This is a genomic window from Limimaricola pyoseonensis (assembly GCF_900102015.1).
GTDB lineage: Bacteria > Pseudomonadota > Alphaproteobacteria > Rhodobacterales > Rhodobacteraceae > Limimaricola > Limimaricola pyoseonensis.
On record NZ_FNAT01000009.1, the window covers coordinates 126,487 to 143,526 of the forward strand.

Here is a 17,040-nt window from a genome sequence, read left to right on the forward strand (position 1 = left end):
CAGCAACACACTGACTTGAATACGTTTTCTTTCTACGCATTCGTTGTCTTGCGACCATGGAGGTCGTTCGAAAGGAAACGAAAATGCGAGAAATTTGCCTCAGTCAAATCGATCTGGCTGCCCGATGGAGAATTAGCCCGAGGACACTTGAGCGGTGGCGGTGGACTGGCGAAGGACCGAGCTTCATGAAGCTCAGCGGGCGCGTGATCTACCGCCTCGAAGATGTGATGGCGTTCGAAAATCAAGAGCTTCGCGACTTGGAGGAGATAAAGGTCGGGCGCTGAATCCGGCGCGGGCATTGTCAGGAAAACCCTGCGCGAAGCATCGTGTTGGACGCGCAGGGAATTTGCGTTGCGGCGGTTGAGATCGCACGAAAGGGAACGAAAATGTTTGACATACGTCTGACCCAAATTGAGCTGGCAGCACCATGGAGGATCAGCCACAGCACCCTCGAATACTGGCGCTCCCTTGGTGACGAGCCTCGCTTCATCAAGATCGGACGCCGCGTTATCTACCGGATGGAGGATCTCGTGGCATTCGAAAACCGGGAGCTCAGCGAGATCGCACCGGACAAGGCCGGGGCTTGTACCATACAGATTGCCCGACGTCATCTGGACGCCAGGATCGGTATAGCACGGCCTATGCAGGATACATCGCACTGCCGAGCCAGCTTCCACGAGGCTCAGGGCGCGTTGGTCGATCCGGCACGCCCTCTTCGCAGCGAGTGCCGACGCCGGGCACGGAGGCTCGAGTCCAAGCACAACAAAACCGGTCTAATCCGCCTAAATCCGGTTTACTCGGCCAACGGGGGGTGTAAAGATTGTGTTCAAATACGCAAGCTGCACTTGGAAGGGCCGCACCATGACCGATCGCTGGCTCTCCGTCGAGGAGATCGCTGATTATCTCGGTGTCAGCAAGGATACTGTTTACGGGTGGATTTCCAAGCGCGAGATGCCAGCGCACAAGGTCGGTCGACTTTGGAAATTCAAGACCGACGAAATCGATGAATGGGTCAGAAACGGAAAGGCCGCCGACGACCTAGGCGCCTGATCGCAGACCAGGCGAAAAGTGAGAAGATGAATGAAGGACGTTACTTGCATTGACCTTTTTTGCGGTGCCGGTGGATTGACCCACGGCCTCCAGAAAGAGGGCATCAATGTCGCAGCTGGCGTCGACATCGAGGAAAGTTGCCGACACCCTTTCGAGTTTAATAATGATGCCATTTTCATCAAAGAGGACATCAGCAAGGTGTCCGGTGCGAGACTCGACGAGCTTTTCGGAAATGGCGGGGTAAAGGTCCTTGCCGGATGCGCTCCGTGCCAGCCCTTCTCTACATATTCACAGAGGTACGACGTGCTCAGCAGCCCACGCTGGGGGCTTCTCTATCAGTTCGACCGATTGGTGAAAGAGACGCGTCCAGACATCGTTACCATGGAGAATGTCCCGACCGTTGCTAAACACGCCGTCTTCGACGATTTCTCAGCTTCGCTCGAAAGTCAGGGATACTTCGTTCATAGAGAGGTCATTGACTGCATCAAATACGGCCTTCCCCAGACGAGACGACGCATGGTCTTGCTTGCTTCAAAATTTGGGCCCATTCGCACCGCCGCACCTGATCTGGAACATGCGCGAAGTGTACGTGATGCAATTGGAGATCTGCCGCCGATTTCCCATGGCGAGAGTTACGCCGCAGACCCGTTACATACCGCATCGCGGCTGTCGCCGCTAAACGTCGAACGTATTCGTGCTTCCAAGCCCGGCGGTTCTTGGCGTGATTGGCCAGAGCATCTGGTCGCCGCGTGTCATAAGAAAGATAGCGGCAAGACGTACCCTGGCGTTTACGGCAGGATGGAGTGGGACAACCCTGCGCCGACTCTGACTACTCAATATTACGGGTTCGGGAACGGACGATTTGGGCACCCGGACCAAGACAGAGCAATTTCATTGAGAGAGGGCGCGATCCTCCAAGGCTTCCCTACGACCTATTCATTCGTGCCTGAGGGCGAGCTTATTCATTTCAAATCCTTGGGTCGAATGATTGGTAACGCCGTCCCAGTAACTTTGGGAGAAGTGATTGGGCGAAGCATCATTGCCCATCTTCAGAAATTTTCTGATGCCGACCTGAATTCGGAAAGACAATCGATCAATGGCGAATGCAAACCCCTCGTCGCCTGAGGCCAGCCGTAGAATGGCGCGCGTACGGCAAAAGGGCACGCGAGCGGAGCTGAATCTCCGCAAGGCTCTGCATGCCCAAGGCCTGCGTTATCGACTCCATGTTCCACTTCTGGCGAAGCCCAGACGCGTCGCAGATATCGTGTTTCCTGCGACCAAGATTGCCGTGTTCGTCGATGGATGCTTTTGGCACGGGTGTCCCGAGCATGCCTCTTGGCCTAAGAGCAACGCTGATTTCTGGCGCCAGAAAATCGAAACCAATCGCTCACGGGACGCAGACACTGACCAACGGCTGCAGGCTCTTGGGTGGGAGTCGGTTCGCATCTGGGAGCATGAAGATGCCAACCACGCCGCGAGCCGCATTGCAGAACTCGTACGCGCACGCAGAAAGAATGGGGCCCAACCATGACCATGACAGCAGACGAATTGATGGCCGCGGTAGCTCACTCTGCTGCCCCGGAACCGGGCCAGCTCGTCGAGGCTCGTCGTCGCCAATGGATGGTCTCGGAAGTCAACGGCGGGTCGGTCGCACCCGGTTTGCCCAAACGGCATCTCGTCCGGTTGGCCTCCATCGACGAGGATGCGCTCGGCGAAGAGATTGAGGTCCTCTGGGAGCTCGAGCCAGGAGCTCATGTCATTGAGAAGGCCGGTTTGCCTCGCTTGACCGGCTTGGACGACCCTTCGACACTGCAAGCGTTCCTTGATGCGGTCGTATGGGGTGCAGCGACGAACGCTGATCGCGGCTATTTGCAGGCCCCATTCCGCAGCGGTGTAGGCATCGAAGATTACCAACTGGATCCGCTCGTGCGAGCAATCGACATGGCGCGCACCAATCTTCTGATCGCCGACGACGTCGGCCTCGGCAAGACCATTGAGGCTGGGCTCGTCATTCAAGAGATGCTCCTGCGTCACCGCGCCCGCACGGTACTCGTACTCTGCCCTGCTTCCTTGCAGGAAAAGTGGCGAGTCGAGATGCAGGAGAAGTTCGGGCTCGAGTTCCGGATCGTCGATACGGACTATGTCAAGCGTTTGCGCCGCGAGCGCGGCCTCCACGCTAATCCGTGGACGTCTTTTCCCCGTCTGATCACTTCAATGGACTGGGCCAAACAGGGCGAAGGATTGCGCCTTCTGCGGGACGCTTTGCCCCCGCATGTGAGCCATCCTAGGAAGTTCGACCTGCTCATCATCGACGAGGCTCACAACGTCGCCCCGTCCGTCGGCCGCTATGCCGTCGAAAGCCTCAGGACGCGGCTCGTTCGGCTGGCCGCGCCACACTTCCAGCACAAGCTGTTTCTCACAGCCACGCCGCATGACGGCTACACTGAATCCTTCACCGCGCTCCTTGAGCTTCTCGACGATCAGAGGTTCGCGAGAAATGTCCTTCCGAGTGACCCCCAGTTGACCCGCGTTATGGTCCGTCGACTAAAGAGCGATCTGGTCGACCCCAACGGCAAGCACATCTATCCCGAGCGGAAACTTGAGGCATTGCCGGTAGAATATGAGGGCGACGAGAGGAATGCCCGGAGCCAACTCGACGCATACGTCAAGAGCCGCGAAGGCGGTGCTGATGGAGGACGGGCCGTCGATCACTTCGTACACCAGTTGCTGCGCAAGCGTCTATCATCGTCTCCTGCTGCGTTCGCGGCCACGCTGGAGCGGCATATAGCGACGATCGAAGGTCGCTCGGTTAGCGACCGCGGCCAGAAAAAATTCGATGACCGCATTCTTCGGCGAGCGATAGCTAAGACCGAAGAGGACTACGCGGACGACGCGCAGCGCGACGCCGCCGAGGCTGAGGCGATCGAGGAAGCGGGCAAGCATGTCCGGCCACCGACCGACGAAGAACGCCGGATGCTCGACCGGTTGCGGTCCTGGGCACACCAGGCAGCTCGTCGGGCCGACGCCAAGGCCACCGCCGTACTGAATTGGTTGGCCAGTCACCTGAAAGACGGTGACAGATGGACGAATGAGCGAGTGATCCTGTTCACGGAGTATCGCGCCACTCAGCAGTGGATGCAGGAGATCCTCGCATCGAACGGCTTCGGGGGCGATAGGTTGGCTCTCATCTATGGCGGCATGGACCCGAAAGAACGCGAGAGCGTGAAGGCCGCGTTCCAAGCCAACCCCTCGGAATCCCCGGTCAGGATTCTGCTGGCGACAGATGCTGCATCAGAAGGCATCGACCTCCAGAACCATTGCCATCTGATGATCCACCTCGAAATCCCATACAACCCGAATGTAATGGAACAGCGGAACGGCCGCATCGACCGCCATGGGCAACGCGCCGGCAAAGTCGTCATATGGCATCCGGTAGATGCCGAAGGCGGCCAAGGCGACGACATCCTGCGCGCGCTCCGCAAGCTGGATGCGATGCGCGCCGACATGGGCAGCGTAAATCCAGTCATTGCGCCGCAACTACCTGATTTGCTTGAAGGACGCCTCCGTGATCTGGACACGAGGGAAGCAGAAATACGCATGGAGAAGTCTCGCCGTTTCGTGAAGGCTGAACGCGATCTTCGCGATCGTGTGGCAAAACTCCACGAACGGCTGAGCGAGACTCGACGTGAACAAAGCCTCGTGCCCGACCACATTCAGCGCGCCGTCAGCACCGCACTTCGTCTCGCGGACAAACCTGACCTGGAACCCGTTTCCCTGACGGGCGCTCCGGATGGCACGGTTTTCCGAATGCCGCCGCTCTCGGGTTCCTGGTCCCGTTGCCTTGAGGGGCTCGAACACCCGTATACACAGAAGGTCCGCCCCATCACCTTCGACCACGATGTGGCTAAGGGACGAGATGACGTCGTCCTCATTCACCTCAACCATCGACTTGTTCAGATGAGCCTGCGGCTCTTGCGCGCGGAAATCTGGGCCCGTGACGACGTAAAGAAGCTCCACCGGGCAACCGTACGCTCTCTTCCGGACGGGGAAATCGAAGGACCAGCCGTGGTGGTGATGTCCCGGCTCGTCGTAACCGGCGGGAACCATCACCGCCTGCACGAGGAGCTCACGGAGGCTGGCGGCTATATGCGTGATACCGGTTTCCGACGTGAGGGGGTCACGGAAATTCGGCGTTGGCTAGAACAATCTCAGCCTGCGGCACTGTCGGATGCAACGTTCGACGCCTTGCGGACACGTTTCGACAAGCAGCGTGATAACATTTTGGCGGCCGTCGATGCTCGATCCAAGGACCGTCTCCGTTTTCTGGTGAACACGATCGAGACCCGCAAGCGCAAGGAAGCCGAGGACATCCGCCAAGTTCTGGACGACCTCGAAAAGGCGCTGAAAACCGAGATCGCCGCAGAGCAAAAACCCGTCCAGCTCTTACTTTTCTCAGAAGACGAACGGACGCAGCTCAAGCGGGACCTTGCAGCCCTAGAAGCACGCCTGGCCAGAATTCCGAACGAGCGCGATCAGGAGCTGAAGGCGATCGAGGAACGGCATTCCAATGCCGTCGACCATACTTTCCCCGTGGCCCTCGTTCTGCTGGTTCCGGATTCCCTCGCGACGGAGAAGCGCAGATGAGCAACGATCACGAATGGCTGAACCTGATCGAAGTATCAGGGCCCTTCCTCGCGGTGCCGGTACTGCGCGACGTCTTTCCGCAAAGCCTTGAGGCGCTGCCCTCGGGGCGGCCTCAGCGACTTCGTCGTACCTACGAGGAATGGCGTGATGCCGTCGACACAGACGATCTCGACCTTTCCGCGCTGCACGCGGCCTGGATAGATGATGTGCTGATCAATGCGCTCGAGATGGACAAGACGGTGCTTCGCAGGGGGGTGGCGCTGCCCGAGCAGCTGACTGTCTCGTTGCCGGAACATGGGGTCAAAGTCGCGCCCGATCTGGCTATCGTGAACCCCACGAACTCCGACGAGCCGCTCCTGCTCATCCAAGTCTACGGGCCCGATACTGATCTTGATGCGACGCGCCGCTTCGATGGCCTCGCGATCACCCCGGCCGATCGGATGGTCGCTCTGCTCCGGGCGACTGGATGTCCAACTGGCGTCGTCACCAATGGCGAGCGCTGGATGCTCGTCCACGCGCCCGTAGGCGCCGTGGCAAGCTTCGCGAGCTGGTATGCGCGCCTTTGGGGGCAGGAACCGGAAACGTTGCGGGCATTCGTCAGTCTTTTGGGCGTCCGCCGCTTTTTTGGCCCCGACGACGGCAAGCTTCCGGCTCTCTATGAACGATCCCTGAAGCATCAGGATGAAGTTACCGAAGCGCTAGGAGAACAAGTCCGCCGCGCCGTCGAAGTGCTCGTCCAGGCTCTCGACCGCGCCGACCAGGACCGAAATCGCGAACTCTTGCGTGACGTAGATCCGCGAGAGCTCTATGAGGCCGGCCTGACCGTGATGATGCGGCTCGTATTCTTGCTGGCTGCCGAGGAACGCGCCCTACTGCTGCTCGGCGACCCGCGTTACGTCGCCTTCTACGCCATCTCCAGCCTCCGGATGCAGCTGCGCGCGGATTCCGAGGAAATCCTCGAGCGCCGTCGGTCCGCGTGGTCGCGGCTGCTCGCTTTGTTTCGCGGCGTGTATGGCGGGATCGATCACCCGACCCTGCAGCTACCGGCGCTCGGAGGTTCGCTGTTTGACCCGGATCGCTATCCTTTCCTCGAAGGGCGGAAGAAGGGCACGAGTTGGCGAAGCGATCCGGCCGAACCACTGCCGATCGACGATCGCACGGTTCTCCTGCTGTTGGACGCGATCCAGATCTTCGAAGGTCGCACGCTGTCCTACCGCGCGCTCGACGTGGAACAGATCGGGCATGTCTACGAGGGCCTCCTCGAGCGCACGGTGAAGCGCGTCGATGACGTCACACTCGAACTCGATAGCGGATCGAAGGCGAAGAGCCCGCGTGTGACGCTCGGCGAAATGGAGTCGGCGCGGCTCGATGGCGCTGTCAAAGTGGCCGAACTGCTCAAGGAGCGGAGCGAACGATCGGAGTCTGCCATCCGCAACGCCCTCGATCGGGCGGCCGACGACCGCCTTTCCGCACGTCTGCTAAGCGTCTGTCGTGGTGACGTTGGTCTGCGCGACCGCATTCTACCTTATGCCCCCCTGCTGCGGACCGATCCCTGGGGCTATCCGCTCGTGCACCACAAGGGCGCGTTCGTCGTGGTCCTCGGTGCCGACCGACGCGAGAGCGGCACTCACTATACGCCCAAGAGCCTGACCGAGAAGATCGTCGCGGAAACGTTAACTCCGGTTGCCTACCGCGGCCCGGCCGAAGGCAAGGCGCCCGAGGACTGGGAACTGAAGAACGCCGAGGAGCTGCTGGATCTGAAGATCTGCGACCCTGCCATGGGCTCCGGGGCCTTCCTGGTGCAGGCGTGCCGTTGGCTCTCCGACCGCTTGGTCGAGGCCTGGGCGGCGGCCGAGGCCATCGGCAAGCGGATCGACAGCGAGGGACGCATCTTCGGTGATGCGACCGAGGAGTTCGACCCTCTATCGCAGGACGTCGAGGAACGCGCGATCGTCGCACGTCGCCTCGTGGCGGAACGGTGCCTCTATGGCGTCGACAAGAACCCGCTCGCCGTGGAGCTGGCCAAGCTCTCGCTCTGGCTCACCACCATGTCCAAGGGGCGGCCCTTCGGCTTCCTCGACCACAACCTGCGCAGCGGTGACAGCCTCCTCGGGATCCATGATATCCGGCAATTGACCGAACTCAGCATGTCCCCGAAAGGGTCGACGCAGCTCAGGTTGTTCGGGCGGAGCATTCAGGCTGCCGTGGAGAGGGCCATCGACCTGCGCACCCGTCTTCGCTCCATCCCCATCCGGGACATCGGGGATGTCGATGCGATGGCCGCGCTCGATGCCGAGTCACGACGCGCGCTTCTCTTGCCGCAGGCCGTTGCCGATGCCTTCGTCGGGATCATTCTGGCGGAAGCGCGCGCGAACGAGCGCGCGGATCGGCTGCAGGCCCTCGAGACCCTGGCCGATGCGGCGGCAAACGGGACCGAGGCTGCGTTGGATCGGCTTCGTCGGGATGCGATGACCGACCTCTGCGTTGATGCGCCTGATGGTTTTGCACGCGATCCTTTCCATTGGTCGCTCGAGTTCCCTGAGGTCTTCAGTAATGAGAAGAAGGGCTTTGATGCCTTAATTGGCAATCCGCCATTCTTGGGCGGACGCAGGATGCGATCTGCATTTGGAGATGGCTTCCTCAACTACCTTTCTCAATACCAACCGGACGCCAGCCTCAATGCCGATTTATGTGCCTTCTTCTTTTTGCGCGCCAACGAAGTTGTCAGCAAAGCTGGTTGCTTCGGATTTCTAGCCACGAAGTCAATTGGTGAGGGGGATACGAAGCGAACGGGTCTTGAAAAAATTGTTGGCGAACAAAATGCAGCGATAATACGGGCCCAATCTGCGTTCAGGTGGCCTGGTAGCGCAGCGGTTGTTGTAGCAACGGTGGTTGTCTGGAAGGGTATCTGGCGAGGAAAAAAATTACTCGATGGTCGCCCTGTCGCCTCCATTTCTACGGCTTTGTCAAATCTAGGAGACTGGCGGGAACCCGTAGTTCTGAATCAAAATAAGGGTCTTTGCTTTCAGGGCTCTGTTTTGGTTGGCAGTGGGTTCATCCTCTCAGAGTCTGAAGCAAAGGGATTTTTAGACAACAGAAAGGAAAACTCAGAAGTCATTCGGGCTCTCTTGGGCGGGAACGATCTAAACACCTCGCCCACCCAGTCAGCTAGCCGATGGGCAATCGATTTTCGTGACCGCTCGCTTTCTATCTGTGAGGCGAAATGGCCTGAGCTAATGTCTCGCATTCGAGAGTTGGTTAAACCGCAGAGGGACGAGGTCAATCGGGAGGCTCACCGCAAATACTGGTGGCACCATGGGGATAAGCGGCCTGCTCTTTATGCCAAATCACTTAATCTCGATTCTGTTTTCGTCATCTCGCGCGCTACGAAGCACCTCGCCTTCGCAAGCGTACCTTCTCGCCAAGTCTTTCAGGACACAATTGTTGTCGTAGCAGCGGATGATTGGGCCCTGTTTTGCTCACTTCAAAGCAACATACACGACATTTGGACGCGGCAAACCAGCTCGCGCTTGGGCGACACCTTGAAATACACAATCTCGTCCTCCTTTGAGACCTTTCCTTTCCCTGAGGCATTGGGCGCCGAGCGTGAGGAGGCTGCTGTTTCATATTACGCTGCAAGGCAAGAAATTCATGCCTCAAAACAGTTAGGCATCACGGAAATATATAATGCGATGCATGATGAAACCGACGTGAGCGCTGATATTGTAAAGCTACGAGAAATGCAGATCCATCTCGATAATGTTGTTGTTCTCGCATACGGTTGGCACGATCTTGATCTTGGCCATGGCTTCCATGACGTTCCGTATCTTCCTGAAAACGACCGCACTCGCTTCACAATCTCAGAGGCCGCGCGTGTTGAAGTTCTTCGCCGTCTCTCTGAGCTGAACAAGCGCCGCCATGATGAAGAGGTTGAAGACGCGCCAGCCACTACATCAAGCGGAACTACACGGGCACGAGCCCCCAAAGTATCAGGTCAAGCCGAGCTCGGATTCGACGCCCCTGCGCAGAACAGGCCGAGGTCAATAAATAGCGTAGGCTCCGCGGCAGACAAGATATTGTCTCACCTCAAGGCGCGTCGCTCCTGGCTGAGCAAGTCAGACATCCTTGCCTATGTCGACATACCGGATGGCCAGTGGAATGCCGCGATCAATGATTTGTTGGCGCGCGGTACAGTCGAACGTAAAGGCGAACGCCGAAGCGCCCGCTACCGCATTTCTGAGAGTGATTGAAAATGACCGAGTTGATTGAACAAGCCGCCCTCCAGAATGCTGCGTGGATCATTCGCGGCGAGCCTGCCACCAACGGACGTGCACTCCGGATCGAACTCGGCCCGACCGACGAAACCGCCGTCGCTCCTGGTGACTGGGCAGTCGTCGTAGGGTCCGACGCTGCGGTGAGGATCGTCGGACGCATTCTGCGTGTTCGGTCAGATACCGGCGGTCGCACCATCTATTTCGACCAAGCTCTGGCCGTTGATCCGGCGGTTCCCCTGACCGCGCTCGGCCTGACCGCGCCGAGCGCGCCGGCAACACGGCTGCCTTGGGGTGATTTTCTTCGCGCCCTTCCGTTGCTCGGCGCGGCTTCCCCCGACGCGGTGCCACTGATTCAGGACGTGACCTACGTGCGCGATCTTCTCGAGCTTTCCGTGCGCGATGACCTGCTCGGCCCCGCGGAAGGGCCGCACGAGTTGATCAAGGACATGAGCGTCCGCGATCGTTACCTCGTCGGCAAGTTGGCGCCCCGACGCCCGGGAGACGATCAGGCCACGCAGGTGGAACCGGCTTCCGGTGCCGATGAGGCTGGCGACCTCGAGGAAGAGCGGACCGCACCGCTGCACGAGCCCGGGGCGGAGTTTCCGACTGCCACCGGCCGGGTGGAGCCCGAAGACGACGCGCTCGACGAGATCGACACGACGAACAACCAATCGCTGGTGCCCTCGAGCATGGGACTGACCTTCTGCGTCGCCGCAGATGTTCAATCGTTGGCGGTAGACGCCCGGTGGGGGCGTTACGAACGGGTCCCCAATGCTGAGCACGACATCACCAAGACCCGGCGCAATCGCCAGACCGGCCGAGAAGAACAGGTGAAGGTCAAGGTATGGCAGCGCGTCCCGTGTGGCGGTGTCGTCCCCCTGCCGTTGATCGATGGACCGCTCCCTCCGTCTATCCCCGACCCCGACCAGCCGGATGTTCGGCTTCAAGGCACGGTTCGGACGAACAACAAGGGTGAGCGTCTGGTGACTCTGTTCCTCGTGAACGGACAGCTGGAGCCCGAGGACAACAAAGATAGCGCATGGCTCTTCCAGCCCGAGATCACCGTCGAGGCCCCTGAAGATCATCATGACAAATCGGTCTTCCGGCGTCGCCCCTCCAACGAAGTGATCGTCGATGATCCCGAGCGTGACCGTCTCGCCCTCATCTATCGCAACCGGCTGGAGTTCTCGGTTGGACACGGCGTTTCCGTTCACGCCGATACGACTTCAGACGACCCGACGAAAGCGCACCGCGTCCGAACCGAGATCATCCCGCGCTACGAAGTAGCCGTGACCGAAACGCCCGGCTCCGATCCCAGGGATCGCGCAGCCATGCAACGCATGGTTGACGAGGGCTGGCTCGACATGAAGCGGCTGGCGGAGATGGCGCCGGACGCGCTGCGCGACGCCCTTTCGTGTCTCGTTGAAGATTATGCCGTTTGGATCGGCGAACAGAATGCCCGGTTGGGTGCGGAGATCACCGGCTTCGATGATCCAGGTAAAGACGTCATCGAGCGCTGCCAAGAGATCCTGCGTCGTCTACGAGATGGCATGGAAACACTCTTTGCTGATCCGAAGGCGCTGGAGGCATTCCGCTTCGCCAACCGCTCCATGGCGATGCAGCGTGTCCGAAGCATCTACGCCCTGAAGCGCCGACGGAACGAGACCGTCGACGTGGGCACATTGGACGTGCCCAAGAACAGGTCGTGGCGCCCGTTCCAGCTGGCATTCCTGCTGCTATCGATCCCGTCCCTGGCCGATCCCACTCATCCGGACCGGACGAAGCCGGTCGAGGCGTTCGCGGACCTCCTCTGGTTCCCGACGGGTGGCGGGAAGACCGAAGCCTATCTCGGTGTGGCGGCCTTCGCCATGGCCATGCGCCGATTGAAAAATGATCTAGGCGGCCTCGACGCTTCACGCGGTCTCGCAGTCATCATGCGCTACACACTGCGCCTTCTGACGCTACAGCAATTCCAGCGGGCCACGACGCTGCTCTGCGCGATGGAGGTCATCCGTCGTGCAGACGACAAGATCTGGGGCAAGGAACCTTTTACTCTCGGCCTCTGGGTCGGCAATCGTGTTACGCCGGGCACTACCGAGGCGTCACACCAGGCTGTCGAGGCCATTCGAAACAACGACCGCAACAAGTCAGGCATTGCATCACCAGCGCAGCTGACGAGCTGCCCTTGGTGTGGTTCGGAGATTTCAGGCGGGCGCGACATAGAGGTTGACAGGATTGCGGGCCGGACATTGATTCACTGCGGCGATAAGCTTGGCAGCTGCGATTTCTCGAAGGCCAAATCCAGCGGGCAGCCCCATCCGGGTCTTCCCGTGAAAGTCGTCGATGAGGAAATCTATCACCGCCCGCCGACGATGATGATCGCAACCGTGGACAAGTTCGCGATGATGGCGTGGCGCCCCGAGGTTCGGAATCTTTTCGGCCGCGTGGAGCAGGAATGCGGGCGACATGGTTTGCTCTGGCCGAGTCACGACTGTGGTACCGGGCACAGAGCAAGGGGGATGTATCCGGCTGCCAGTGTGAAGCCGGTTCGCGTAATCCGACCGCCAGATCTGATCATCCAGGACGAATTCCACCTCATCAGCGGTCCGTTGGGCACCATGGTAGGGCTCTACGAAACGGCCGTCGACGAGCTGAGCAGTTGGGCTCTGGGCGACAAGAAGGTCCGCCCAAAGGTCGTCGCTTCGACAGCCACCGTACGGCGGGCCGACGACCAGGTGCGTAATGTGTTCATGCGCCGCATTTCCGTGTTTCCGCCTTCCGGCCTGGACGTCGAGGACAATTTCTTCTCGGTCCAGAGATCTATCGGCGAGAAGCCGGGCCGACGGTACATGGGAATCTGCGCACCCGGCAGCTCCCGCCCTGCGGTTCTGATCAGGACCTACACGGCATTCCTCACCGCCGCACAGGCGCTGTTTGACCGGTTCGGCCCGGTTGCCGACCCCTACATGACCCTCGTAGGCTACTTCAATTCGCTGCGAGAACTCGGTGGGATGAAGCGTTTGGCGGAAGACGACGTCCAAACGCGCTCCTTCCGTGTCGAAATGAGCTTAGTGGACCGGCCCGGGCTTTCGCAGCGTAGGGTGGAGGAAATCAGCGAACTAACTTCTCGCGTCTCTAGCCAAGACATTCCTCGATACCTTGACCGGCTCGAGGTCCCCTTCGACGGCATGTTCGACCCGTCACTTGGAGAGTGGGTAAACAACAGGAAACCCGGAGATGCCCGGCCAATCGATGCAGTTCTTGCAACGAACATGCTGTCTGTCGGTGTCGACGTGAATCGTCTCGGCGTCATGGTGGTAAATGGTCAACCGAAGGGCACGGCAGAGTACATTCAGGCAACCAGCCGTGTTGGCCGGACACCGCCGGGCCTCGTAGCCACCGTGCTGACGTGGGCACGGCCTCGTGATCTGTCGCACTATGAGACCTTCGAGCATTATCACGCGACCTTCTATCAACATGTCGAGGCCCAGTCCGTAACCCCGTTCTCTCCGCGAGCTCTGGATCGCGGTCTCACAGGGGCGATGCTCTCCATCATGCGCCACGCGTATGACCCCTTTGCACCCAATGACGGCGCTGGCGCAATGAACAGTCCCAGTCGCAATGAAATGCTGGAGACGGTAGGTGCCGTCGCTGCCCGGACGTGGGAAGTGACCGAGGACTCGCAAAAGAAGAAGCTCACTGAAGACGCGATGAAGAGTCGTGCTGACGAATGGGCCAAAGAATCTGGCGTCGGTGGCCGCACGCTCGTCTATCAAAAGCATGGCGCGGGCCCCACGTCCTATCCGCTCCTGTCAGTGCCGGGAACAAAGCCTTGGACCAATTGGACGGTTCCAATGTCCATGCGCGAAGTCGAACCAGGAGTCCGGCTCGTAATGGAAGACGACCGCTCGACAAGTGATCCGACTTGGCGCCCCCGGGTGACGCAGCCCGAGGAGGATCAGCAATGATTAGGACACCCGTAGGAGAAATTCGTCCGAGCCAGTTGCTTTGGACTTATGGACCAGGCGCCCTCATCGACCTACCGAATATGTCGGTTGTCACGATGGGGATCGACCGCTGGGAAAAAGACAGGTGCCAGCCGATTCAAGAGGCTCGTTTGCTCGCCAATGTCAGAAGCGTGCTCGGGCCGCAGGTCGAGTCGCTGCGCATGCCACCCGTGGGCGAGAGGGAAATCACCGACCCGTTTTCGGCGGCGGCCCTGATCGGCGTGCCGGTTAAGCCCTTCCCTCGATGGCTTCGCTGCGTCAAATGCGGTTTGCTTTCGCCCTATGACGCAGGCTTGTTCAAGCTGAAGGAAAATAGATACCGTCCTGAGCTGACGCGTTTCGTTCATGAAGGGTGCCGGGGGTCAAACAACGATCAACGGGCCAGGGATGCGGACGCTGTTCCGGCGCGTTTCCTGATGGCTTGTCGCGCCGGTCATTTGGATGACTTTGCCTGGCACTGGTTCGTTCACGGCGGGCCCAGTACCTGCCGTGCAACACTGAGGTTCTTCGAGAGCGGAGCTTCGCTGCAGACTGAAAACCTCTGGGTCAAATGCGATGGCTGCGGTGCATCCAAAAATATGTCGCAGGCCTTCGGTCAAGCAGGACGCGACAATCTACCAGCCTGTCGTGGCCGACACCCGCATATCGACCGCTACGACGATGATTGTGCCAATGATCCTCGTGCCATCCTCTTAGGCGCGACCAACAGCTGGTTTCCGGTTACGCTTTCGGTCCTCGCCATCCCGCAAGTCGGAAGCCCTCTTGCGCAACTCGTCGCGGACGGTTGGACATTCTTTGACGACGTTGCCTCAGCAGCGGAAGTGGCGTTTGTCGTCAAGACGCTGAAAAAGACCGCTCAGTTGCCAGGCATCGAGCAGTTCACTGACGAGCAAATCTGGTCTGCTATTAAAAACCATCGCAACGGCGGATCGGACGTCGATCAGCGTGACCTGAAAGGACCAGAATGGGACGTGCTCACCGCTGAGAATCCTCCTACCGATTACCCCCATTTCATGAGTACGAAAGTTGGAATTCCCGCGGGCTTCGGTTCGGCAATCAAACGCGTGCTGCTCTTGGAGCGGCTCCGTGAGGTAAATGCCCTTCTTGGATTCACGAGGATCGAGTCACCCGACGAGGGCACAGGAGACCAGGCCGCCCCGCGAGCGCCTCTCGCACGCGCAGCACCGAATTGGGTGCCCGCGACCCAAGTTCACGGTGAAGGCATTTTCATTCGCTTCGACACGGATGCTTTGAAGGCTTGGGCAGATAAAGACCCTGTAAAAGCTCTCGATTCGCGGCTCCGACAAGGTCATCGCGGCTGGCGCCAAAAGAGGATTCTGGATCCAAACGAAGGTTATCCAGGGGTGCGCTATGTCATGCTGCACACTCTAGCCCACATGCTGATCCGGGAGTTGGCGTTGGAATGCGGATACAATGCCGCTAGTATTCGTGAGCGCATTTATGCAGACGTAGATGGCGGCAGGGATCAAGCCGGGTTTCTCATTTACACGGCCGCTGCGGACTCGGATGGAACTCTCGGTGGTCTCGTGGAGCTCGGGAAGCCTGAGAATCTCGGGAGACTTCTGCGCCAAGCCCTGGATCGCGCCCACATCTGCGCCTCGGATCCACTCTGTGCAGAACACGACCCGAGCAAGGACCAGTCTCTTCACGGAGCAGCATGCCACGCCTGTTCGTTCGTCTCTGAGACGTCGTGTGAGCGAGGGAACCGCCACCTTGATCGCGCGCTTGTCGTATCCACGCTCGAATACCCCGATGCGGCATTCTTCGGGAGCATTTGATGGATGCCTTGCTAATTGCTGCCGCAGACCTCGTGACCCTGTTGTCACCCTCTAGGATTGAAGCCCTCGCTGCTCGTGTCCGCAAATCGGACGCGACAGGGAGTGTTGGGGGCCTGCGTCAACTTGTGACAACTCCGCCAGCTCGAGCAGCGCTTGATCGCCTCATCGCTGTTTGGGAACAGACCGACATCTCAGGAGATGTACTCGCCGGAATACTGATCGGAGCGACTTTCGCCCGAGAGAAGTCACAGCGAGAGAGTACAGTCGAGCTTGTCTGGACAGGTCCGACTACGCCATTCGTTCCTACCCGGCGCACCGAACAGGTCCTTCTAGACATCATCGGTCTAGCGCAAAGCGACCTCTTTCTCGTGAGCTTCGTGGTCTACGACGTTTCTTCGGTCGTAGACGCGTTGAATGCAGCGTCAAATCGCGGCGTCAACATTCAAATTCTTTTGGAAACGTCATCGAGTCACGGGGGCAGCCTATCTGTAGATCCGATTGCAACCATGCGGCGTTATGTGCCTTCGGCAGCGCTATTTGTTTGGACTGAGCGACCGCCACCTTTCACTGAGGGGAGAGTTCATGCGAAAGTTGCGGTAGCAGACGGCAAAGCCGCGTTTCTGACCAGCGCAAATCTCACTGGACATGCCTTAGAAAAGAATATGGAAGCGGGCGTCGTGATCAACGGTGGGCATGTGCCAACAGGGCTTCGCGCGCACCTCCATGCGTTGATTGAAACCAAGGTCATCCGCAAAATTTAGTCCATTCAAATCGGCCAAGTGTGACGATTGCTTGGCACGTAAGTCAATAATCTGTCTCGACATATACGCCCGAGCAATCATATGCGACCGCCGCCGCCGTGGCGCCGTTGTTCATGAAGTTGCGCGGGCTCAGGAGTTGCGTCGCGGCCGGGATGTTGACCTGAGACCCTGTTCCTCCTCCAGTTTGAGGTAGAGTCCGTTCAACTTTGGAGACGGACATGAAGCGATCGCGTTTCACAGAAGAACAGATCATCGGAATGCTGAAAGAGCAGGAAGCTGGGCTGTCGACGGCCGAGGTGTGCCGCAAGCACGGCGTCAGCCAGGCCACTTTCTACAAATACAAGGCGCGCTTCGGCGGGCTGGAGGTGTCGGACGCGCGCCGTCTGCGGGCGCTCGAGGACGAGAACGCCAAGCTCAAGAAGCTGCTGGCCGAGCAGATGCTGGACAACGCCATCCTGCGGGATGTCGCGGCAAAAAAATGGTAGCGCCCGGCGTCAGGCGGGAA

9 protein-coding genes and 1 pseudogene are annotated in these 17,040 nt (G+C 59.3%); all 10 read left to right on the forward strand.

All coding sequences use genetic code 11. The features are described from left to right. The first annotated feature begins 83 nt into the window (after positions 1-83). Positions 84-284 carry a helix-turn-helix domain-containing protein gene (locus tag BLT43_RS19485; RefSeq protein ID WP_090114591.1) on the forward strand — a complete coding sequence of 67 codons (201 nt, stop codon included), beginning with the start codon at positions 84-86 and terminating at the stop codon, positions 282-284. 577 nt (positions 285-861) lie between these two features. Next, positions 862-1,050, forward strand: coding sequence for a methylation-associated defense system helix-turn-helix domain-containing protein MAD1 (mads1, locus tag BLT43_RS16335; protein ID WP_090114594.1), 189 nt, complete (start codon positions 862-864; stop codon positions 1,048-1,050). A 30-nt stretch (positions 1,051-1,080) separates the two neighbouring features. After that, complete coding sequence (locus tag BLT43_RS16340; protein WP_090114596.1) at positions 1,081-2,175, forward strand: DNA cytosine methyltransferase; 1,095 nt, start codon at positions 1,081-1,083, stop codon at positions 2,173-2,175. Further along, positions 2,147-2,581: a very short patch repair endonuclease gene (locus BLT43_RS16345; protein ID WP_207497624.1), complete on the forward strand. Its 435-nt coding sequence runs from the start codon at positions 2,147-2,149 to the stop codon at positions 2,579-2,581. Before BLT43_RS16340 ends, BLT43_RS16345 begins: the two co-directional genes overlap by 29 nt. Then, positions 2,578-5,694, forward strand: coding sequence for a DISARM system SNF2-like helicase DrmD (gene drmD / locus BLT43_RS16350; protein WP_242652322.1), 3,117 nt, complete (start codon positions 2,578-2,580; stop codon positions 5,692-5,694). Before BLT43_RS16345 ends, drmD begins: the two co-directional genes overlap by 4 nt. Then, positions 5,691-9,944, forward strand: coding sequence for an Eco57I restriction-modification methylase domain-containing protein (locus tag BLT43_RS16355; protein WP_090114600.1), 4,254 nt, complete (start codon positions 5,691-5,693; stop codon positions 9,942-9,944). The genes drmD and BLT43_RS16355 overlap by 4 nt, the downstream gene beginning before the upstream one ends. 2 nt (positions 9,945-9,946) lie before the next feature. Further along, positions 9,947-13,936 carry a DISARM system helicase DrmA gene (gene drmA, locus BLT43_RS16360; RefSeq protein ID WP_090114602.1) on the forward strand — a complete coding sequence of 1,330 codons (3,990 nt, stop codon included), beginning with the start codon at positions 9,947-9,949 and terminating at the stop codon, positions 13,934-13,936. Continuing rightward, positions 13,933-15,774, forward strand: a complete 1,842-nt coding sequence (gene drmB / locus BLT43_RS16365; protein ID WP_090114604.1) for a DUF1998 domain-containing protein — start codon at positions 13,933-13,935, stop codon at positions 15,772-15,774. Before drmA ends, drmB begins: the two co-directional genes overlap by 4 nt. Further along, positions 15,774-16,535: a DISARM system phospholipase D-like protein DrmC gene (gene drmC / locus BLT43_RS16370; protein ID WP_090114605.1), complete on the forward strand. Its 762-nt coding sequence runs from the start codon at positions 15,774-15,776 to the stop codon at positions 16,533-16,535. The genes drmB and drmC overlap by 1 nt, the downstream gene beginning before the upstream one ends. A gap of 218 nt (positions 16,536-16,753) precedes the next feature. Beyond that, positions 16,754-17,040: pseudogene (locus tag BLT43_RS16375) on the forward strand (transposase); the annotation flags it as partial.